General features: G+C 46.0%; 14 protein-coding genes. 9 read left to right on the top strand and 5 right to left on the bottom strand.

All coding sequences use genetic code 11. From position 1 onward, the window contains the following. Positions 1-20: 20 nt before the first annotated feature. The 3 genes from QUA97_RS12135 to QUA97_RS12125 all read right to left on the bottom strand — a co-directional run bounded on the left by QUA97_RS12135 (position 21) and on the right by QUA97_RS12125 (position 12,492). Positions 21-9,803, bottom strand: a complete 9,783-nt coding sequence (locus tag QUA97_RS12135) for a tetratricopeptide repeat protein (protein ID WP_333194712.1) — start codon at positions 9,801-9,803, stop codon at positions 21-23. A gap of 317 nt (positions 9,804-10,120) precedes the next feature. Further along, a complete protein-coding gene (locus QUA97_RS12130; RefSeq protein WP_228049713.1) occupies positions 10,121-11,122 on the bottom strand; it encodes a homogentisate phytyltransferase in 1,002 nt (333 codons plus the stop codon). A 416-nt stretch (positions 11,123-11,538) separates the two neighbouring features. Beyond that, a complete protein-coding gene (locus tag QUA97_RS12125; RefSeq protein WP_333114502.1) occupies positions 11,539-12,492 on the bottom strand; it encodes a methyltransferase domain-containing protein in 954 nt (317 codons plus the stop codon). Between QUA97_RS12125 and QUA97_RS12120 the strand changes: the two genes are divergently transcribed. The 3 genes from QUA97_RS12120 to QUA97_RS12110 all read left to right on the top strand — a co-directional run bounded on the left by QUA97_RS12120 (position 12,486) and on the right by QUA97_RS12110 (position 14,900). After that, the gene (locus QUA97_RS12120; RefSeq protein WP_194065878.1) at positions 12,486-12,623 is read left to right on the top strand and encodes a hypothetical protein; all 138 of its coding nucleotides are present in this window, start codon (positions 12,486-12,488) and stop codon (positions 12,621-12,623) included. The genes QUA97_RS12125 and QUA97_RS12120 overlap by 7 nt on opposite strands. A gap of 106 nt (positions 12,624-12,729) precedes the next feature. Continuing rightward, positions 12,730-14,064: a TrkH family potassium uptake protein gene (locus QUA97_RS12115; protein WP_194065879.1), complete on the top strand. Its 1,335-nt coding sequence runs from the start codon at positions 12,730-12,732 to the stop codon at positions 14,062-14,064. Positions 14,065-14,204: 140 nt separating this feature from the next. After that, positions 14,205-14,900 (top strand): potassium channel family protein, encoded by a 696-nt coding sequence (locus tag QUA97_RS12110; RefSeq protein ID WP_194065880.1) that lies wholly within the window; start codon positions 14,205-14,207, stop codon positions 14,898-14,900. A 243-nt stretch (positions 14,901-15,143) separates the two neighbouring features. On the opposite strand, the gene QUA97_RS12105 is transcribed toward QUA97_RS12110, so the two are convergent. Continuing rightward, on the bottom strand, positions 15,144-15,377 hold the full coding sequence (locus QUA97_RS12105; protein WP_194065881.1) for a hypothetical protein: 234 nt from the start codon (positions 15,375-15,377) through the stop codon (positions 15,144-15,146). A gap of 392 nt (positions 15,378-15,769) precedes the next feature. On the opposite strand from QUA97_RS12105, the gene QUA97_RS12100 reads away from it, so the two are divergent. Then, entirely contained in the window at positions 15,770-16,369 is a 600-nt protein-coding gene (locus tag QUA97_RS12100) for a sulfite oxidase-like oxidoreductase (RefSeq protein ID WP_194065882.1), read from the top strand. A gap of 90 nt (positions 16,370-16,459) precedes the next feature. On the opposite strand, the gene QUA97_RS12095 is transcribed toward QUA97_RS12100, so the two are convergent. Continuing rightward, the gene (locus QUA97_RS12095; protein ID WP_194065883.1) at positions 16,460-16,639 is read right to left on the bottom strand and encodes a hypothetical protein; all 180 of its coding nucleotides are present in this window, start codon (positions 16,637-16,639) and stop codon (positions 16,460-16,462) included. Between the two features lie 352 nt (positions 16,640-16,991). Between QUA97_RS12095 and QUA97_RS12090 the strand changes: the two genes are divergently transcribed. From QUA97_RS12090 to QUA97_RS12070, 5 genes are all read left to right on the top strand, one after another. After that, on the top strand, positions 16,992-17,687 hold the full coding sequence (locus QUA97_RS12090) for a PEP-CTERM sorting domain-containing protein (protein ID WP_194065884.1): 696 nt from the start codon (positions 16,992-16,994) through the stop codon (positions 17,685-17,687). 975 nt (positions 17,688-18,662) lie between these two features. Further along, on the top strand, positions 18,663-19,274 hold the full coding sequence (locus tag QUA97_RS12085) for a DedA family protein (protein ID WP_333194710.1): 612 nt from the start codon (positions 18,663-18,665) through the stop codon (positions 19,272-19,274). Positions 19,275-19,545: 271 nt separating this feature from the next. Beyond that, a complete protein-coding gene (ahcY, locus tag QUA97_RS12080) occupies positions 19,546-20,823 on the top strand; it encodes an adenosylhomocysteinase (RefSeq protein ID WP_194065886.1) in 1,278 nt (425 codons plus the stop codon). A gap of 305 nt (positions 20,824-21,128) precedes the next feature. Then, positions 21,129-21,743 carry a DedA family protein gene (locus QUA97_RS12075; protein WP_194065887.1) on the top strand — a complete coding sequence of 205 codons (615 nt, stop codon included), beginning with the start codon at positions 21,129-21,131 and terminating at the stop codon, positions 21,741-21,743. Between the two features lie 84 nt (positions 21,744-21,827). Next, positions 21,828-22,007 carry a hypothetical protein gene (locus tag QUA97_RS12070; RefSeq protein ID WP_194065888.1) on the top strand — a complete coding sequence of 60 codons (180 nt, stop codon included), beginning with the start codon at positions 21,828-21,830 and terminating at the stop codon, positions 22,005-22,007. Positions 22,008-22,072: the final 65 nt, after the last annotated feature.

The raw sequence follows: 22,072 nt of genomic DNA, 5'->3' as shown, positions 1-22,072 counted from the left end.
AGTCAGGACTTTAGTGTTGTCTACATATCAGCAATTACATCCAAAAAACGCTTAACTTGTTTTTCCCAAGTCCAATCAAGCATAAAATTAGCGGCAGCTAAACCGCGATTTTTTGCTTCTGTGTGATTAGTATAAACTTGCTCCAAAGCATCGACTACTTCTGCAATGTCAGACTCTCCCCAACCTTCTACACCGGAAAATTGAGCTGTCGGTTTAACTCGTCCCTGATGGGATAAAGGATAGCAAATATTACTGTAAATCAAGTCTAAATGACCAGTATTTGCTGATAAAATAGTCGGAATTCCGCAGGCCATACTTTCCATTGCGACTAAATTAGTGCCGCCTTCGCAGCGGTTGGCGAAAACAGCGCAGTCGGCTTCTCGCAAAATTTGTCCGGAGAGGTGATTGGGAATTAAGCCGATGTCGATAAAAGAGTCAACTGGCAAACCGTTGGCTGCTAACCATTGGGAAATTCCTAAACTTCCGTCGCGGTTGATATTCGGAAATCCCGCAACGTTTCCGGTTTGTTCAATTCCCAGCATATATTGAGGCCAAAAGTTGTGCCAAGCTGTTAGCAACAGCGCTTCTGGATGTTGGGCGCGAAATTGTTTGAAAGCGGCAATTACAATGTCTTGGCCTTTGCGATATTCTAGTTTTCCACCGGAAAAAATCACGAAGCGATCGCCAAATAGATTAGATTTGGGTGCAGGATGGAAAATTGTCGGGTCAATGCCTTGATTTACCATCGCCACATTCGTCAAGCCGCAGCTTCGCAAAACATCGGCATTCCAGTTGGAACCGGCGACAATTACGCTATATTTTTTGGCTTTTTCTAGTGCTTCTACTGTGATTCGCGTGTCTTCAAAAAAGATGACTCCTACTTGACAAGCGCTGGTAATTTGATTTTCAACTCCAGACGAAACTAAATTATTTCCCAAACCGTAAAGTACGGGAAAGTTGCAAGCAATTTGTTTGTCAGAATTCGTGGTTACTAATTCTTGAAAATCTTTCTGTTTTTCTATCGCAGGCAATAATAGCGATTTGTGCAGCGGATTGATTGATTCTGAGGTGATGGATGGCGGTGCTAAAAGTGCTACTTCCCAGGCAGGATTTCGCAGCAGTTGCAGTGTTAAATTCATGCCGTAAATTCCCCAGCCGCTGGTGATGCTGAGCGGCCAACTGATGCCGATTCCTGTTGTTTTTGGCGGGGTTTCTGGTGGGAGATTTTGAGAAATTAGCAGGGGCGGTGTGTTGATTTCCTGCCCTTGGGAAGTATAAATTAGCTGTTCTAGGGCTGCTTTTATCCGATCGCCCACACCATCCCAATCACCGGGTTTTGACTGCCTGAACAACCGCACAGTGGGATACCAAGGGCTGTCTTCGCGATCGAGCATCCACCGCCAATCGGGCATAAAAGACAGCAAAATCCACACCGGTTTCCCCAACGCCCCGGCTAAATGCGCCACAGCAGTATCGACGCAAATTACTAAATCCAGTTGGGAAACAATCGCTGCCGTGTCGGCAAAATCAACACAATATTCGCTCAAATCTTGAACTTGCTGTTGATTTAATAAAAGGTAATCGCTAGGCAACAAACCTTTTTGAATGCTGTAAAAACTCGCTCCCGGAACATCTAAAAACTTCACAAAATTGCTCAACTTACACGATCGCTCATTGTTATTGCGGTGCAGCGGCCCACCAGCCCACACAATACCTACTTTTAGCTGATTGTTTGGTTCTAGGGAAAATTTACAATCCTCTGGCACTGTTAAATAAGGAATATTTACAGGCAGATTTTCCCAAGTGGTTCCCAGAATCAGGGGCAAACTCATCAGCGGCGCTTGTACTTGAAAATCCACCAAATCTTGCGGCTTTGTTGCTACAATATCTATCCCTGCAACTTTTTCAAACAAACGCTTCAACGATTGATGGCAAGCCACAACAACTTTGCCACCTTTTTGCTTAACTAAAGATGCGTAGCGGATAAAATGAATGGTGTCGCCCAAACCTTGTTCGGGGTGCAACAATATTGTTTTTCCCTGCAAATGTGAACCGTCCCAAAGCGGCTGCTCAAAATATCTGGGTTCCAATTCTTGAGTTTGCCAGCGCGATTCGTAATCCGCAAAACCGCGCTCAAAATTTCCAGTTAAAAGCAAAGCTAACGCTCGTTTCAAACGCCAATTTGGTGATTCTGGACATAGTTGAATTGCTTTATTGTAGAATTCGATCGCCTCTGCAACTTTTCCCTGTTCTTCGAGGGCGGAACCCAAGTATAAATTGGTTTCGCTGAGATTGGGATTTATTTCTAGGGCTTTGTTGTAGTGGAAAATAGCCTCGGCTACTTGCCCGTTTTCCTGCTTAAAATAACCTAAATAACTGTGGGCTTCTGCGTGGTTGGGCGAGGCGACAATTACTTGCTCGTAGCGAGTGGCTGCTTCTGCTTGTTTCCCTTGTTTTCGTAAAGCATTTGCTATGTGAAAATCCACATCAACTGCTGTCAGTTTTTGGGCAGAGACGAGACTGGGCGATGGCGATGTTTCCCTCGCAATCAAGGATTGTGTTAACTCTTGCAAAGCTATTTTTACCCGATCGCACACTCCATCCCAATCCCCCGGTTTTTGCTGGCGAAACAACCGCGCCGTCGGATACCAAGGGCTATCTTCGCGCTGCAACATCCACCGCCAATCCGGCGTAAAACACAGCAAAATCCATACCGGTTTGCCCAAAGCACCGGCTAAATGCGCCACAGCAGTATCAACAGAAATTACTAAATCCAGTTGCGATATCACCGCCGCAGTATCAGCAAAATCGTTCAAATTTTCGCTCAAATCGATCGCGGAAGTTTGAGTCAACAAAGTACGATCGCCCGCCGATAATTCTTTCTGAAGACTGTAAAAACTTACGCCTGGAATATCGAACAATTTCAGAAAATAGCTTAAATAACTCGATCGCACAAAATCCTTCAAATGTTCCGAACTTCCCGCCCACACAATCCCCACTTTGAAATTGCGATTCCCTACGGGATAGCTGCGCTTCACGGAGTTTAGGGAAAATTGCCAATTCGGTGGCGCTGCTAAATAAGGAACATTTGCCGGTATATTTTCTAAAGTTGTTCCCAGAATGTGCGGCAAACTCATCAGCGGTACTTGCACTTGAAAATCGGACAATTCGTCGATCCGCACCGCCACTTGTTCGATGCCAGGAATCTGCTTGAATAAACGCTTGAGTTCTTGATAGCAAGAAAGGATGACTTTGCCGCCTTTTTGCTGCACGATTGCCGCGTAGCGCACAAACTGAATTGCGTCACCCAAACCTTGTTCGCAGCGAATCAAAATAGTTTTAGAATGCAAATCTGAACCGTCCCAAATCGGCCGATCGAAATTCAACCACTGTATTTTTTTTGATTGCTCGGTTTGCCAGCGCCATTCGTACTTGGCAAAACCGCGCAGCAAGTCACCTGTTAATAACAGCGCTAAGGATAAATTGAAGTGAGCCTTAGCACAATTTTCATCGAAACTAATAGCTTTATTGTAACATGAAATTGCCCGGTCTACTTCGTGCTTTGCTTCTAAAACAGTGCCTAAGTTATTCAGCGCTTCTACATAATTTGGCTGTAAGGCTATGGCTTTTTCTAAGCTGACCAAAGCTCGATCTAATTGGTGCATTTCTAAGAATAGATTTCCCAGGTGATAATGCGCTGCGGCGCTGTCAGGTTCTATCTCAATTGACAGACAATAAAGGCGTTTAGCTTCTTCTAGCTGATTTGTTGCTTGCATGGCTGCGCCCAAATTTACGATAGCGGGCACGTAATTGGCATTGATGGAAAGTGCTTGATTAAAACAGGCGATCGCACTTGACAAATTGCCCTGCTGCTGGAGTATCGCGCCGAGATTGTTGAGAGCTTTGAGGTAAAGGGGATTTAGGGCGATCGCCTTTTGGAAACAAGATATAGCATCGTCTATACGGCCCTGAGTTTGCAGCAAAATACCAAAGTTATTTTGGGATAGAGCGCAGTTAGGGTCGATTTCGATTGCGCGCTGATAATATGTTGCAGCCCCTGCTAAATCGCCTGTTTGGTGCAGTGTCACCGCTAAATTGGTGGTGACTTCAACCGAATTTGGCTGCAAAACTAAAGCATTTTCAAAATACGCGATCGCCTCAATAAATTTTCCTTGCGACTTCAGCAGATTTCCCAAATCGAACTGTTGCTTAGCCAAGTCAAAATTAAGCTGAGTTTCTATTATTGGTTGAGATTCCTGATGCTGAGCAACTCTTTCTCGGAGCGCCAAACCAACCACTTCTAAAACTCCTTCCCAATCTTGCGCTGTTGACTGACGAAACAGTCGCGCCGTCGGATACCAAGGGCTATCTTCCCGTTCCAACATCCACCGCCAATCTGGCACAAAACACAGCAAAATCCACAGGGGTTTGCCCAAAGCACCGGCTAAGTGCGCCACAGAAGTATCTACAGAAATGACTAAATCCAGAGCCGATATTGCAGCCGCTGTATCGGCAAAGTCGTGCAAATAAGAACTTAAATCTGTAACGGGCATTTGCTCTAACAAAGCGCGTTCTTCTGCTGTCACTTCCTTTTGCAAACTGTAAAAATCTGCTCCGGGAATATCTAATATTTTGGCGAACAAATTGAGCGGAAACGATCGCGCTTTATTTTGTGAATTGTTAGTATTGCCACACCAGACAATTCCTACTTTCAAATTAGCAGTTTGGTTGAAAGTAAATTCCCCGCCGGGAGGCGGAGCTAAATAAGGAACCTGGGCGGGTATATTTTCTAAGGTTGTTCCCAGGAGGTGCGGCAAACTCATGAGGTGCGCGCGAACTTGAAAATCCGGCGCTGCTTCTGGACTAATTATCAACTGATCGATTCCCGCAACTCCTGCAAACAATCGGTGCAAGTGCGGCAAACACCAAACAATTACCCGACCGCCTTTTTGCTTGACTAATTCTGCGTAGCGGATAAATTGAATTGCATCGCCTAAACCCTGTTCCGGGCAAAGTAAAATTGTTTTTCCATCCAAATCTTTGCCGTCCCAAATCGGCTGGAGAAAGTTGTATTGCGGGAACTGTTTTTTTTCAACAACCAGCCGCGATTCGTATTCTGTAAAACCACGTTTAAAATCTCCCGCCAGCAGCAATGCTAAAGCTAAATTTAGGTGAGATTCGGGGTTGGCGATATTGAATTCAACTGCTCGATCGTAATAGGTGACAGCATCTGCAAATTGTCCGCCTTGGTGCAGAATGTTTCCCAAACCGTTGAGGGAATTGAGATAACCGGGTTTGAGTTCGATCGCCCGATTGTAACAATCCATCGCCTCAGCCATGTTTCCCGCTTCCTCAAAAGCTTTAGCGAGATTGTTCAAAGCTTCGGGAAAGTCGGATTTCAGGCTCAAAGCTTCCTGATAGCAGGCGATCGCATCTTGAATTTTACCTTGTTTGTGCAGGACAATTGCCAGATTGCAGCGAGCGCCCGCACTGGCTGGATATTTTTGAATCGCTTGCTGGCAAAAGGCTAGAGCCTCATCTAACCGATCTTGGTTTGACAGCCAATTCCCAAAAGCCAGATCGGTTGCTGCCAAATCGGGTTCCAGCGCCAGAGCTCGTTCGTAATAGGCGATCGCATCTGCAACTCGGCCCTGCCGGATCGAGGCGTATGCTAAGTTGTGCAAAGCGTCGAAATAATTGGGATCGATCGCGATCGCCCGTTCGTAATTTGCGATCGCGCGATCGTAATCCGCGCCCGCTTCCTCCCCTTGTTTCTCCAAAGCAATTCCCAAATTCAAATAAGCAGCCGCGCAATCAGGATTTACTTGAATCGCTTGCTGGTAAAGCCTTACAGCATCATCCACATTCCCTTCTTCTTCCCGCAGCAGCCCCAAATTAATCATCGCTTCGGCGCAATTCGGGTTCAAAGACAGCGCCCGCTGGTATTGTGCGATCGCCTCTGCATTCTCCCCTGCTTCCGCCAGGGCGCTGCCCAAATTGCTCGCAGTTTCCGCCAAATTCCGGTCGATTTCTAGCGCTTTTTTGTAGTGCGCGATCGCCTCTGTCAAGCGCCCGCTTTGCTGTTTGACAACGCCTAAATTGCTGTGGGCGGCGGCGTAATTTGGATCGATCCGTAGCGCCCGCTCGTAACATTCGATCGCACCGCCAAAATTGCGCTGCATCTGCAAATTTCGCCCCTCGCGAAACTCTGCATCCGCCGCCGCCGAAGGCACGTAGGCTGCGGAAACCAGACGGCCCAGAGATTGCGCCACCAGAGCGAAAACCGACGCCCAGTCGCCCCTGCTGGGCTGGCGAAACAGCCGCGCCGTCGGATACCAAGGACTGTCTTCGCGCTCCAGCAGCCACCGCCAATCCGGCGAAAACGCCAGCAAAATCCACACCGGTTTGCCCAAAGCGCCCGCCAAATGGGCGACAGCGGTATCGACGGCTATCACTAAATCCAATTCGGCGATCGCAGCAGCAGTATCGGCCAAATCCCCAAAATGCGGGCTCAAATCGACGATTGACGTTCGATCCAACAGCGCGCGATCGGCCTGGGAAACCTCTTTCTGCAAGCTGTAAAAACTTACCCCCGAAACGTCCAAAAGCGGCAGAAACTGACTTAAACTGCAAGAACGCTGCATATTTTTGCGGTGTTTGGGATTCCCCGCCCAGACAATCCCAACTTTCAAATTGCGATCGGGCAAAAGCCCAAATTCAGCACCAGCATTCCCAGATAAATAAGCAGTATTTGCCGGGATTGTTTCGAGCGTTGTACCCAGAACATAGGGCAAACTCAACATCGGCACTTGCACGTCAAATTCCGGCAGCGGCTCGCCTCTAACTATTAGCAAATCAATCCCGTCCACCGTTGCAAACAAACGTTGCAATTGCGGATAACAGCCAACAATTACCCTACCGCCTTTATTTTTTACAATCGCAGCGTAGCGAACAAACTGAATCGAATCGCCCAAACCTTGTTCGGCGTGCAGCAAAATAGTTTTTCCCTGCAAATCGGAACCATCCCACAGCGGCCGGTATTCTCTCGCCGCCACTGTATTTTCCGGCCCAGTCAAAAAACAGGAATGACCGATTTTAAATTCATTAATTTTCCAGCGCCACTCGTATTCCGCCAGACCATTTTCCAAATCTCCCGCCAACAACAAAGCCAAGGATAAATTCAGGTGAGCGCTAGCATGATCTGGACTCAAAACAATCGCCCGTTTGTAGCAGGCGATCGCCTCTTCTACCGCGCCTTTTTCCAGAAAAGTCCTGCCTAAATTGTTAATAGCTTCGACAAAATCCGGCAGCAATTCGAGAGCTTTGTGATAATATTCTAGGGCATCTTCTAAATTCCCTTGTTCTTGCAAAACAGTTGCCAGATTGTTGTAAGCTTCCCAACTGTGCGGCTGAATTTCCAGCGCCCGCCGGTAGAGGTTAACCGCCTCTAAAAGTTCGCCCTTTTCTTGCAGCGCCACCGCTAAATTTATCAGTGCGGGAACGAAATCAGGATCGGCGACGAGGGCTTGTTCGTAATGTGCGATCGCCTCTGCGACTTGACCTTGTTCCTCAAGAATTTTTGCCAAATTGTAAGCTGTTTGAGGAATATTTGGAGCCAGGGCTAAAGCTTCTCGGTAATGCGGAATGGCTGCATCTAACTCGCCATTTTCTTGTTTGAGAAAACCATAATTAATCCGGGCTTGCACGCAATTTGGATCGAGAATTATGATTCGTTCATAAAGAGATTTTGCCTCTGGTTTATCGCCGGTTTCCATTAACTTTTCTGCTTGCTGCAACAAATCTTCTAAAACAACCAAACTTTCCCGATTATTGGCGCTAGTAATAGATGTTTCAATCCCTGGTAATTGCTTGACTGCGGAGCGATTTTCCAGCGCTTCGCCCGCTGTCAAAAATATGTTTTGGCTATCCTCAATCAAGCTAGTGTTTGTGATTTCCAGCGCCGCAGTATCGACTGTCTTTGCGATGGACAAATTTTTAGTATCATCCTCGGAATAAGCAGCAGAATTGGCGATAGCCAACAAACTTAAAGCAGCCTGCACATCCTGAAACAATTCTCCCCAACTTTCCGGCTGACTTTGGCGGAAAAGCCTAGCAGTTGGGTACCAAGGATTGTCTTCGCGATCCAGCAGCCAGCGCCAGTCAGGAGCAAAAGAAAGCAGCACCCAAACCGGTTTTCCCAAAGCACCCGCCAAGTGCGCGACAGAAGTATCGACACTAATCACCAAATCCAGTTGAGATATAGCAGAAGCCGTATCAGCCAAGTCGTTCAGGTGCGGGCTCAAATCCGGCACCAAGTGGTGATTGAGCAAAGTGCGATCGCTCTCGGACAAGTTTTTTTGTAAACTATAAAAAGCGATTCCCGCCACTTCAAACAACGGAATAAAATCGCTCAAACTGCAAGATCGCTGATTGTCTTTCCGCCTGGTTGGATTCCCCGCCCACACAATTCCCACCTTAAATTTGGCATCAGAAGCCAGCGCAAACTTGCACTCAGCAGGCGGAGTCAAATAAGGAATATTTGCGGGTATTGTTTCGAGAGTTGTCCCCAAAATTCTGGGTAAACTCATCAGCGGTGCGTGAACGTCAAATACTGGTAAACCCTCAAAACTAACTGATAAATATTCAATGCCGGCAACAGTCGCAAACAACCGCATCAGTTCTGGATAGCAAGCCACGATGACTTTAGCGCCTCGGCTGCGAAGAATCGGGGCGTAGCGAATAAACTGAATCGAATCGCCCAAGCCTTGCTCGACGTGCAGTAAAATAGTTTTAGAATGCAAATCCGAACCATCCCAAAGCGGCTGTAGAAATTGCCTCGGTTGTAGTGTCGAAGTGCGCCACCGCCACTCGTATTCAGCAAAACCGCGCTGATAATCTCCGAACAACAGCAAAGTTAAACTAAATTCGAGGTGTGCGGTGGCGTTGTCTGGCTGCAATTCTAAGGCTCGACGGTGACAGTAAAAAGCCTCTTGAAAATTGCCTAAATCTACCAATGCGTGTCCGAGGTTGTTAATAGCATCCACGAAGTCAGGCTTGAAGCTTAATGCTTGTCGGTAGTGGTCTAGGGCTGCTTTTGTCTTGCCTTGTTCGTGGTAAAATGCTCCGATATTATTTTGCGCGTCGGGATTTTGCGGTTCTATTTCTACAGCTTGCTGGTAGCAGTTGAGAGCTTCGGTTAATTTATTTTGTTGCTGCAAAACTCTGCCCAATCCTAGCAGAGAATATGTTAATTTAGGATTTATTTTTAAAGCGTGCAAATAACAGGTCGCTGCATCGTCGAATTGATTTTTTTCTGTAAAGATTTTACCTAAATTGTGGGCGGCTTCAACCAGGTTTGGGTCGAGTTTAAGCGCTGCTTGGTAATATACAATTGCCGCGTCTGTTTCGCCTAATTGCTGTTTGAGCCAGCCCAATTTATTGCAGGCGAGTGCGGAATTTGGCTGTATTTTGATAACTTGTTCGTAACTGGCGATCGCCCTTTGAGTGGCGCCGACATCCATCAAAACATGGGCTTTATTTAAATGTGCTTCTACAAAATCGGGGTTTTGGGCGATCGCGCGATCGTAAAAGTCGATCGCCTCAGCAACTTTTCCCTGCTGTCTCAGCGCTATTCCCAACAAACAAAGCACGTTTGCTGAATCCGGCTCGACTTCTACGATTTGCCGATACAAATTTTCAGCTTCTAACAAACGCCCCGCTTGGTGATGTTCCCAAGCTCTTTTCAAACAGTCTTCAGCACTCTGTTTAACGGCAGATTTTTGCAGTTTTTTCTTAGAAGCCATAGTTATCTTTGTTGTTTGGGAGTTCGCTAACTTGTAATTACCAACTGATTCTAATTTGTTAACTATTCCTTCCTTTCTTCTTCCCTGGAAGTATTTATGCAGAGAGCTTTCGCATCAAAGTGCCGAATATTACTAGAAACCAGAAAAATATCCAAGCCAGCAGGAATTTCGCACTTCTAAAAAACCATTCTTAAACACTCTATATGCTCCTTCCTCCTGATGACCAATAACTAATAACCAATAACTAATAACCAATAACCAATAACCAATAACCAATAACCAATAACTAATGACTAATGACTACTGACTACTGACTTCTACCCTAACAAACAAGCTGCTGGAAAAATCAGATATTCTAAGAAAAACAACTTCCAGATAAACTGATAAAAATCCGCAATTTCTTTTTGCTCATCCAAATCAACTTTCGCGCTCCAAAACCACATCAAACCCAAAGCCGTCAAATGAGAAACTGCCAAAAATATTAAATTAACATTAGACAAAACAATGACTCCCGCCACAGTCGCGCCCAAATAGCAAACTGTCAACACCCAGCGAGACAAATTAAAGACTGCCGGCTTGCCCAGCTCAATCGTAAACGTAGTAATATTGTATTGCTTGTCGCCTTCCATATCGGGGATATCTTTGAAAATGGCGATCGCAAAAGTAAACACCACCACAAACACCGTCAGCACCCAAACTTCCGCAGGAATCGCAAAAGACACACTATCCAAACTCCAGCCCGAAAAAGCGCTTTTCGCCCTTCCCAAACCCAACACCCAATTAAAGTGTAAAAATAACCCTAGATTTACGATCGCGCCCCGCACCGTAAAAATGCACAGCGCCGCCCAAAAAGGAAACCGTTTCAGCCGAATTGGCGGTAGAGAATAAGCAGTCCCGATCGCCAAACTAACACCAACTGTAGCCAGCAAAAACGGCCCTTGCAAAACAGCAGTCAAAATTGCCAAAATTCCCGTTACAGCTACAATTAATTCCCCTGTTTTTTGAGAAAAGGCCCCAGAGGCGATCGGCAAATACGGCTTATTGATTTTATCAATTTCCACATCTTCTAACTGGTTCAATCCCACAATATAAATATTGCCGCAAATGCAAGCCAACCAAGCACAAGCTAGGGGCAAAAATATAGGATTCACAAACAGTTGTGCGCTTTGGGCGATCGCGTACAAAGCCAGCACGCTCAACGTAGTCCCCACAATCGTATGCGGCCGAGAAAACTCCCAAAATGCCCTCACCCAGCTTTGCGGAGCCGAGCCATCTTTATCTTTATCAATCCAAGACTTATCAATCGAATCGTTGCCCATAAATCCCACACCCGCACCAGAAATAATATTAAGTAAAGTGGAAATTATCCACCTTACTTAATTGAACTTACAGCCAGAAATATCATCGACCAAACCCTCTTCCTTCTTCCCTCTTCCTGATGACGTTGGACGGAAAAATCGCGGGGGGACAGCACTAATGACTAATAACTAATGACTAATAACTAATGACTAATGACTAATGACTAATGATATCAAATCCGGTAGCATTGGAATGATTCAGATATATATTCTCGGACTCTGTGTACTCTGTGTACTAATAAGGTTCAATCATTCCGATGCAAGCGGAAACGATATGACTAATGACTAATGACTAATGACTAATGACTAATGACTTCTGACTAATGACTTCTGACTAATGACTAATGACTAATGACTTCTGACTAATGACTAATGATTTATTTTACAGCACAAATCAGTCCGAAACGAATCAATCCGCTCTGATATCCCCGGCTCATCAATCCGAGAGCGAGTGCAGCTTGAATCGTCGTCCAACCGCTCGTCAGCAAACCCCAAATTGCGTTCGGAGTCAAAGCAGAATCGATCACCACATCCCAAAACGGAGCAACTGCTTTTGACCAATCAGCGCTGCGAATATTTGTAAAAGGCAAACTGCGGACAATTTCCTCATATTCCGGCAAAGAAATCACGTAAGGTAAAGCATAAACCCGGTAAATTTCTGCCAACTCCTTTCTCTCTGCATCAGTTAATTCTCCCGCCGTTTCTCCCACCGGGCGGTGACACCAAGTTGCTAACATCAAAGTTCCTCCCGGCTTGAGCACGCGACAGCATTCCTGCAAAAACTTAATTTTGTCGGGCATATGTTCGCCGCTTTCGAGGGACCAAACTAAGTCGAAGGACTCGTCAGGAAAAGGCATATTCAAAGCATCTGCTACTAAAAAGTTAACATTGCTTTCGAGTCCTGCAATTTTAGCGCGTTCAGTCGCTCTGTTGGCCTGTACCGGACTCAGGGTGATGCCGGTGGCCATCACGCTAGCGCCCGTTTTGTTTTCTGCGGTCGATCGCCCAAAATCTCGATCGACCTCACCATCCGACTTTAAATTATTTTGGGCGATCGAACTAAACTTTTGAGTCAAATAAAGCGTGCTACCGCCGATTCCGCAACCGACATCTAAAATGCGGTAAGGTTCGCAGAGTGCCTTCTCTGACGGTACTCCAGCCTCGCCTAGCAATTCTTCGATCAAATCTATCTGAGCCTGTCGGCGCTCTTTTTTCAAATTCCCATCCGCGCCGTAGTAACCGTGGTGCATATGTTCGCCCCACACCTGTTCCCACAAACCGCTAGAAGCGTCGTAGAGTTCCTGAATTTGCTGGTAAAGTGTTGATGTCATCGCCAGATCGCAAGTTATTAAAGGAATTCTACCGTTATTTTCCCGATGTTGTCATGGAATGTGGCGATTTGGTGCGATCGGTCGATCGGCATTCCCCAGACCGAGATATCCTTATTTATACCCCTGGATAGATTTGTCGGTTTCCTCTCAAATCGAAAAATCTCAAATCTCAAATCGATTTGTCGATTCCCTCTAAAATCTACAATCTACAATCTAAAATCTAAAATCTAAAATCGAATGACTGTCTCGCGAACCATTGCTTTGGGCTTTCTCGCCGTCATCGCCGCAGGTGCTCTACTACTGATGATGCCTTTTTCCACAATCGATGGAACTTGGAACAATCCCATCACAGCACTCTTCACCTCGACTTCCGCTGTTTGCGTCACAGGCTTGTCGGTTGTGGATGTCGGAAAACATTACTCTTTTTGGGGACAACTGTGCCTAGTTTTACTGGTGCAAATAGGAGGCTTGGGCTACATGACAGCCACGACTTTCTTGCTGCTGTTATTGGGCCGCCGCTTTGGCTTGAAAGACAAAATTGCCCTGCAACAATCTCTCGACAAATCCGGGCTAGCCGGCGTAGTACAACTCGTGCAGTCAATTCTAGCAACAACACTTTTGTTTGAATTAACAGGAGTGTTTTTGCTGATGTCGGTTTTCGTCCCCCAATACGGATTTAAAGAGGGCGTGTGGTCGGCCATATTTCACAGCGTTAATGCCTTTAACAACGCCGGCTTTAGCCTCTACTCAGATAATTTGATCGGCTACATCAATTCGCCTATTGTTAACTTCACTGTCGGCGGTTTAATCATATTTGGGGGAATCGGCTATCAAGTAATTATGGAAATGTACCTGTGGGTGCGAGATCGGTTCAACAAAAGCCCTATCTGCACAGTTTTTTCCCTAAATTTCAAAGTCGTTACCAGTACAACTGCCGTTCTTTTAATTTTAGGAACGCTAGCCTTTTTGGTGCTGGAATACAACAACCCAGCAACTTTCGGTCCTCTCAATTTTCCGCAAAAGGTGATGGCAGCTTGGTTTCAATCTGTTACTCCCCGCACGGCGGGATTCAATACAATTGACATTGGCAAAATGAGCGAAGCCGCGCTATTTCTGACTATCGCGCTGATGTTTATCGGCGCCAGTCCTGGCAGTACCGGCGGCGGAATCAAAACCACAACTTTTAGGATATTGTTTTGCTGTACCACAGCAGTTATCGAAGGTCAGGAAGATGTGGAGTGCTATCAGCGTCAAATCCCGCCAGCAATGATTCTGAAAACCATTAGCGTAGTCTTCGGTTCCCTGTTGGTCGCGTTCACATCTGCAATTTTAATCGAGCTGACCAATCCCCAAGTAGAATTTATCGCAGCGCTGTATGAAGCAGTTTCAGCTTTTGCCACGGTCGGTCTTTCCACAGGGATTACAGCCAAGCTTTCAGCGATCGGTAAGTTGATTTTGATTGCTACAATGTACATAGGTCGGGTTGGAGTGCTGCTGCTGATGAGCGCTGCATTCGGCGACCCAAAACCCAGGTCTTTTAAGTATGCTGAGGAAAGTTTGTTAGTGGGATAAAAAAATCCTGCCTACTTCCTGATAATCTAAACAATGGGTGACAACCCAAATCAACTTTTACTATTTAGTCACAAATCAAAAGGAGGCGGCGCTGTCTTTGCGACAATTTAAAAAGCAAGACTTTCAGCGCTGGATATTGAGTGAACCTGTCATCTTTGAATTTTTTTAGCGGTTTGCGCGTCGATAACAAGCAGTTTGCAGTTATTGGTTTGGGACGCTTTGGCAAAGCTGTGTGTTCGACCCTGCATGACTTGGGTTACGAAGTTCTCGCGGTTGACACCGACGAAAAAAAAGTAGCTCAAGCTTTGAACGATCGTATAGCTGCTCACGTTTTACAGTTAGATTCTACTGAGCCTAGCGCTCTTAGGGGAGCAGGTATATTTGAATTTGAAACGGTGATTGTGGCGATCGGCAATTACCTAGCAGAAAGCATTACCACCACCCTAAATCTTAAGGAAGGCGGGGTAAGTCACGTAATAGCTAAAGCTTCCTCGGAAACTCACTTGAAAATTTTGAAAAAAGTCGGCGCAGATCATGTGGTTTTTCCAGAACGAGAAATGGGCCACTCTTTGGCCCGAATTCTTACAAAACCCAGCATTTTAGAACGCTTTGATCTCGACCCAGATCACAGCATAGTTGAGTTGCTCGTTCCAGAAAAGTTTGACGGTAAAACAATTTCGGATTTGGAACTCCGGCGCAGGTATGGTTTGAACTTGCTAGCAGTCGGTCGCACCGACAAGTTCGAGATCAATCCGCAGCCGAGCCAACGTTTGAGCAAGGGCGAGGTGATGGTAGTAATTGGTTCTAATAAAGATATCAATCGCTTACCAATTTAACAGCTCGCCATTTTACTCGCTCAATATGTAGTAGGATGCTTGTGGCGCACGTTATATTGTCTCCGCTCGAACCACAAGCTTTATCTTCTAATTTTTAACCGAAATATCTAACTTGAATTTCACCAATTTTGGGGTTGTTTCTTTCGTTGCGACCCTGTAAAAATATAGTGAAAATTTCAACCACCAAGTCGTAGCACCCGACAATAGAGCTTCGGCAAATCTAAAAGCCGTCGCCCTAAAAATTCAGCCTGCATTCAAAATATTTTGCAGGTAAGCTCTAGCCACAATCAGCACCGCCACAACTAAAGCGAGTTTAATAGGCCAAGGACACACCGCCACCAACCAAATTAACGAACACACTCCAACAATTGCAGCTAGCGGAGCCGGAATCCCGTCTAGCGTTCTGTTGTCAGTCCCGGCAGTCACCCACCAAGCAATCAAGCAGACAGTCAACGGAATCAAGCAACTTACGAGCATGGTTTTTACCTCATCTATTTTTGATATTTGAAATATGAGCCTATTGTAACGATACATCAAATTTTAGGCAAGGCACCATTAATTGCGATAAAATTTAAGGTTAAAGAATTAATAAGCAAAAACAAGATTTTTTTAATTTTTAGCCAAAGATCTATCCAAAGGCAGATTTAAGTGGGAATCAGGTAAAATATGCGTATTTTTTAGTGTGAATAAGTAGTGATGAATTGTGATGGGCCCTGATTTGCATATAGCTTTTCAAGCTCTTATATGAGGTACTATCCGGCATAGGGCTCCGTGGCCTCCGTGGCCTCCGTGGGCATAGGGTAGACCTCACTTTTTTGAGAACCGCTATATACTGAGGATTGCAGTCAGTTACTGTAGAGCGCCAATCAATGCAAGGCAAATTTTTTCGCAAGCCCGAACCAGAAAAAAGCGATCGCGTCCCTCCGGGCCAATACCTCGCCAACGGCTTTCCCGTGCTGACTTACGGGGATACACCCTCTGTCAGCATTGAGAGTTGGGAATTTAAAGTTTGGGGATTGGTAAAACCAAAAACCTTCACTTGGTCAGACTTCCAGGCCATGCCCCAAAGCAACTTTACTGCCGATTTTCACTGCGTCACCCGGTGGTCAAAACTCGACGTGCAGTGGACTGGAGTCAAAGTCACAGATTTTATGAACTATGTAGAAGTCGCTCGCTCGGCTATGTACGTCCTCGAACACTGCTACGGCGACTACACCACCAACATTGCGATCGCCGACTTGATCCGAGAAGAAAACTTTTTCGCCCACACCGTCTTCGGCGAACCCCTGTCCCCAGACCACGGCGGCCCGATGCGGCTGGTAGTCCCCCACCTCTACGCCTGGAAAAGCGCGAAATGGATTAACGGCCTAGAGTTTACAGAAGCCGAACAACTCGGGTTTTGGGAACGCAACGGCTACCACCGCAGGGGCGAACCTTGGGCCGAGGAACGCTACAGCGGTTTGTTTTGATGCAGTCGATCGCAATTAGGCCTTCCCCAGACTTTCTACATAGGATATTTGTTGAGAGGTAATTCGCTTTTTGACCGCTTAAACCTGCATTCATCTCCTCTCGATCGCACCTTTGAGCTTTCTCACAGCCCCGAAACCCTTAAATTGAAGCAAAATACGTAAACTAGGGCGATCGTAGCTTGTACGTAATTTGCCCGATAGATCGACTACTTGCACTCCCCTACACAAGTCCCAAAACAACAAAGATTCCCAGTTTATGGTTAATACCAAGCTTTTTCAACTCTCCGTTGGCGCGCGTCTCCCCGTGTTTATACGTAAGTGTTAGTTGTCGATCGCCCGGACGGTGACTAAAATAAAAAATCAGCATAAACCAGACCCAAATAAAATTGGCAGTGCCACGCCTCCCTGCTTGCTACAGCAAGGTTTCAAGCCACAATAGTTATAATTATTTTGTGTGCTTTTAAGGAGCGATCCCCCTGAATGCCAATGGGACAGACAGCATTTGTAAAGGATGTGTAAAGCCTTCATAAAGAGTCTGTCAAAATTCACCTCAAGTGCCACAAACACCAAAAAGTATTGCATAATTGAATTATTGAAGCAGTCGCACAAAAGGAATCAGATTATGAATACCAAAATTTTATCCGCCCTAACAGCTACCGCAGCCGTCACAGCTATGTTGGGCGCAGCAGCTCCAGCTCATGCCTTCTCCTTTGGCACCAACGGCATCAGCTTCAACGAAGATACAAATGTCACATTTAACTTCCTAGAATCTCACGGTGCGTATACCTCCTCTTTGGGAGTCTACGAAGTAAACAACTCGGTGGCATCTCTAGTCAGCACACTGTTCTCGGAAACTAAATCCTCAGACAACGGTGACTCTAACGAATGGAGAGGAACCTCCGGCAATACAGTCGCTTCAGGCCCCGTAACGTTTCAATTCCTGGCAAATAAAGTTTACAGTTTGGGACTCAGCAGCCTCTACAATGGCGCTAGCGCGGGCACTGTCTACTCAACCTCTTCCTTGAACGTCGGCAAGAAGCAGCAAGCCGTGTTTGGCGGGTCGTCACTTTTGAACGCACTCGACAAAGACACAACGAACACCTTCAAAGCTGCTAAAAATTACACAAACGGAGCCAGTTCTCTGTTGAACGGCGCAACCATCGGCTTTGACGATGCCGGTAACGGTAACGACAAAGACTTCCAAGACTTCACCGTCAGCGCAACAGTTCCCGAACCGATGACAATGACTGGTTTGGCTCTAGGCTTGGGCGGATTAATTGCAGCACGCCGTCGCCGCGCTAGCAAAGCAGCTTCCTAATTGTGTTTCAACGGGGACGACCGACTACATTCCGTTTAACAAGCAATCATATAACCGGCAGGCGCGCTGATAGGAAATCGGCTCGCCTTTTGCTTGAATGAAGAATAGAAATGGAAGTCGTGAAGCGTGAAGTCGGAAAAAAGAGGATTTTTGCCACTCTCCCACTCTCCCAATCTCCCAACTCAAAATTCAAAATTCAAAACTCACCAAAAAGCTGGGTTGAAGCCCCGTCCTTCTAGGATGGCTTTAATTGCAGAATTTATTCTTTAGTTTCCCGTATTGTTTGATCCGTTGTGGTTTATTCTAGTAGATTGCTGTAGAATTAGATTGCAAGTAAAACAAGCATCTACGTGTTGAAACACTCTCTTTATCGGAGAAATCCCGGAACAGTGAGCCACTGCACTCGTTAATGAGTAGTAAGCCTGTATAACTGACAAATAACGGCAGAGTGTGAAGCGTACCTAACTGGCGCAAGTGATGAACTATGAAAGCAAACATAATTTAAAAGTAGGCGTAATTGCAGCACCTTTTGGGTAGTTGTTTTGAGCGCGTAGAGGTATTTTGACAATGCCTTTGAGAGTTCTAGGATTCATTCAAGAATCCCCGCACCTTTAGGTCGGGGAGTGTCAATCGTCCTCAAGTGTTCGATCGAACTGAGATATTGCACCTGTGGCAAAAACCGTGTTTCTGACCGAAGATATAGCATCAAAGCCTATATCTCTCGTTCAGAAACACGGTTTTTATAAGTTTATTGAGAATGGTGTACGAATAGCCTTTCAAGCGAAAAATGAGGTACTATCCGGCATAGGGCATACCTCACGACGCTTGAATCGCCACCGCCGCCCTAGTTTTTGTCCGGCGCACCGGTGCTTCGGGAGGGTGCAATAGCCGATAACTATATCGAAAGAATCCATTATCTACTGTTTATTAATCGAGCGGACATGATATTAGTTAATTCCCCGGAAAAACAAAAAAATGAATTTTGATTTGCAGCAACTGATTAAAACCTTCGGTTATTTGGGAATTTGGGGTATTGTGTTCGCCGAATCTGGATTGCTGTTCGGTTTTTTTCTGCCGGGAGACAGCTTGTTGTTTGCTGCTGGAATTGTAGCGTCCGGGCCCAACTCTATGAATATTTGGACGCTAATTTTTGGGTGTTTTGTCTGCGCTGTGGCTGGCGATAATGTTGGCTATGCAACCGGACACCGTTGGGGTCGCCGCTTATTTAATCAGGAAGATTCGTGGCTGTTTAAAAAAGAATATTTAGAAAAAACCGAAAATTTTTACGAAAAACACGGTCAAAAAGCTGTTGTACTGGCGAGATTTACGCTAATTGTCCGCACATTTGCCCCGATAGTGGCGGGAGTGGCGGCAATGAAATACAAAACTTTTATGTTTTATAACCTGATCGGTGGGTTTTTGTGGACGGTGGGGTTAACGCTGATGGGTTTCTATTTGGGAAAGATGATTCCTCCTGAGAGAGTTGATGAATATTTACTGCCGATTGTTTGCGGAATAATTGTACTTTCTTTTGTGCCTTCGATTATTCATATAGTCCAAGAACGCCGCGCTGACAAAAAAGATTGACTCCGCCCTAGACCGAAATTGTCTGCCACATTTAAATATCCCAGATCCATCTGTGGAGTAAATCTCTGATTATTCAATTTTTTAATCTAAAATTGACTGACTCTGCTGTGCTGGTGAACCCCGGCTACGATCGCAAATTGGTCGATCGAATACCATCAAAATTTAAGATTAGCAGCGTGCAGGGCGATCGAATAAAATCCTAGCACTTGCCCGCAGATAGGTAAATCTGCTAAAACTAACAGAGTTTGATGATTTCTGGAAAATAACATACATGGTAGCTACATCCGTCAAGATTAAACACGAAGTAAAAGACTTGTCCCTCGCCCCCTTGGGGAAGCAACGCATCGAGTGGGCCGGCCGCGAAATGCCAGTATTGCGCCAAATTCAAGAACGCTTCGCTAAAGAAAAGCCCTTCGCAGGCATCCGTATTTCAGCTTGCTGCCACGTAACCACAGAAACAGCCCATTTGGCGATCGCCCTGAAAATGGGCGGCGCAGACGCTCTACTCATCGCTAGCAACCCCTTAAGCACCCAAGATGACGTAGCCGCTTGCTTAGTTGAAGACTACGGCATTTCCGTCTTCGCCCTCAGAGGAGAAGACGCGGCTACCTACGAACGGCACGTTAACACAGCCCTCGACCACCGCCCCAACATCATCATCGACGACGGCAGCGACGTAGTAGCAGCCCTGATCCAGCACCGCCCGAACCAAATTGCCGACTTGATCGGAACCACCGAAGAAACCACCACCGGCATCGTGCGCCTGCGGGCCATGTTGAAAGACGGCGTGCTGACTTTCCCCGCCATGAACGTCAACGACGCAGACACCAAGCACTTCTTCGACAACCGCTACGGCACCGGTCAATCTACCCTAGATGGCATTATCCGGGCTACCAACATCTTGTTGGCCGGCAAAAATATTGTGGTTGCAGGTTACGGCTGGTGCGGCAAAGGCACGGCACTGCGCGCCCGCGGCATGGGCGCTAACGTAATTGTCACCGAAATCGATCCGATTCGGGCGATCGAAGCAGTGATGGACGGTTTCCGCGTCATGCCAATGGACGAAGCAGCACAAGTCGGCGATATCTTCATCACCGTTACCGGCAACAAACACGTCATCCGTGCCGAACATTTCGACACCATGAAAGATGGCGCAATGGTTTGCAATTCCGGTCACTTTGACATTGAAATCGACCTCAAATCCCTCGGCGCAAAAAGCACCGACGTGAAAACAGTTCGCTCTTTCACCCAAGAATACCGCCTCAACAATGGCAAGTCGGTTATTGTCTTGGGCGAAGGCCGTTTGATCAACTTGGCAGCAGCCGAAGGACATCCTAGCGCCGTCATGGATATGAGCTTTGCTAACCAAGCTTTAGCCACTGAATATCTAGTCAAAAACCAAGGCAAGTTAGAAGCAGGAATTCATTCAATTCCTGTTGATGTTGACAAGGAAATTGCGCGTCTCAAATTGGAAGCAATGGGAATTCACATTGATACCTTGACAGCCGAGCAAATTGAGTACACCAACTCCTGGACTTCGGGAACTTAATCATAGCTCCTCGTTCCTAGGCCGAGCCTAGGAATGAATAGACGGAGGCTCTACATCCCTGGTTCGGAGTCGAGGCCGAGCCTCTATTCTATATATGCGTTCCCAGGCTTTGCCTGGGAACGAGCAATTCATTGTTTATTCTTCCTGATGACTTCTTCCTGATAACTAATAACGTTCGCGAACTCTTAAGCTGGCAAAACATGACGTTGGACGTTGGACTTTCTGAGACACAAAAACATGACTAATGACTAATGACTAATGACTAATGACTAATGACTGTACCTCTTACCAATTATTAAATCAAAATGGTTGAATGGATAACTAGCACAATGGAGTCGATGGGCTATCTGGGAATAGGCCTATTGATGTTTTTGGAAAACCTTTTCCCGCCCATACCCTCAGAATTGATTATGCCCCTGGCAGGATTCACCGCATTCAAGGGCGATATGCAGTTGTCACCGGCGATCGCAGCAGGTACGATCGGTACAATTCTGGGAGCCCTTCCCTGGTACTATGCGGGTAAATTATTGAGCGAAGAACGCTTGAGGGATTTAGCCGACAAATACGGCAAATGGATCGCAGTATCCGGCGCCGATATTGACAAAGCAAATAGATGGTTTACCAGACACGGCAACAAAGCCGTATTTTTGTGTCGCCTCGTACCGGGAGTTCGCACCCTGATTTCCCTGCCCGCTGGCATCAATAATATGCCTTTAATTCCTTTTTTACTATACTCAACAGGAGGCACTCTTTTATGGGTAAGTTTCCTGACTTTTGCCGGATATAAACTAGGGCAAAATTATACGCTGGTAGAGGAATATCTAGACCCGGTTTCCAAAATAGTTGTGGTGATTATTGTTATTTGGTTTATATTGTGGGTTGTCAAAAAGAATATGCAGAAGGAAAAATATCGCAAATAAACCCAGAAATCCTCAAAATAATCTGCGTTAATCTGCTATCATCTGCGGTCAAAAAAAAAATCACCGTTGTGACTTGCTTCAACGATGTCCCGAACAGTAGCGCTGAAAGATAGATGGGCATACTTGAGAGAAACTTCTGCTATTTTTGCTACTTTATTAAATTTAGTGGGAAATTGGCATAGCCAGCTTGTGACAGCCATCGCTTCTTCCTTCTTCCTGATGACGTTGTACGGAAAGCTCGGAGGCGACAGCACTGATGACTAATGACTAATGACTAATGACTAATGACTAATGACTAATGACTAATGACTAATGACTAATGACTAATG

This window comes from Microcoleus sp. CZ3-B2 (assembly GCF_036705055.1).
GTDB lineage: Bacteria > Cyanobacteriota > Cyanobacteriia > Cyanobacteriales > Microcoleaceae > Microcoleus.
Note: the sequence above shows the minus strand (reverse complement) of the source record. Positions and strands in the feature narration are given on the sequence as shown.

Coding starts and splice junctions, on each gene's coding strand:
- QUA97_RS12135 (WP_333194712.1), bottom strand. CDS start 9,803: ATGGCTTCTAAGAAAAAACTGCAAAAATCTGCCGTTAAACAGAGTGCT.
- QUA97_RS12130 (WP_228049713.1), bottom strand. CDS start 11,122: ATGGGCAACGATTCGATTGATAAGTCTTGGATTGATAAAGATAAAGAT.
- QUA97_RS12120 (WP_194065878.1), top strand. CDS start 12,486: ATGTCATCGCCAGATCGCAAGTTATTAAAGGAATTCTACCGTTATTTT.
- QUA97_RS12125 (WP_333114502.1), bottom strand. CDS start 12,492: ATGACATCAACACTTTACCAGCAAATTCAGGAACTCTACGACGCTTCT.
- QUA97_RS12115 (WP_194065879.1), top strand. CDS start 12,730: ATGACTGTCTCGCGAACCATTGCTTTGGGCTTTCTCGCCGTCATCGCC.
- QUA97_RS12105 (WP_194065881.1), bottom strand. CDS start 15,377: ATGCTCGTAAGTTGCTTGATTCCGTTGACTGTCTGCTTGATTGCTTGG.
- QUA97_RS12100 (WP_194065882.1), top strand. CDS start 15,770: ATGCAAGGCAAATTTTTTCGCAAGCCCGAACCAGAAAAAAGCGATCGC.
- QUA97_RS12090 (WP_194065884.1), top strand. CDS start 16,992: ATGAATACCAAAATTTTATCCGCCCTAACAGCTACCGCAGCCGTCACA.
- QUA97_RS12085 (WP_333194710.1), top strand. CDS start 18,663: ATGAATTTTGATTTGCAGCAACTGATTAAAACCTTCGGTTATTTGGGA.
- ahcY (WP_194065886.1), top strand. CDS start 19,546: ATGGTAGCTACATCCGTCAAGATTAAACACGAAGTAAAAGACTTGTCC.
- QUA97_RS12075 (WP_194065887.1), top strand. CDS start 21,129: ATGGTTGAATGGATAACTAGCACAATGGAGTCGATGGGCTATCTGGGA.
- QUA97_RS12070 (WP_194065888.1), top strand. CDS start 21,828: ATGTCCCGAACAGTAGCGCTGAAAGATAGATGGGCATACTTGAGAGAA.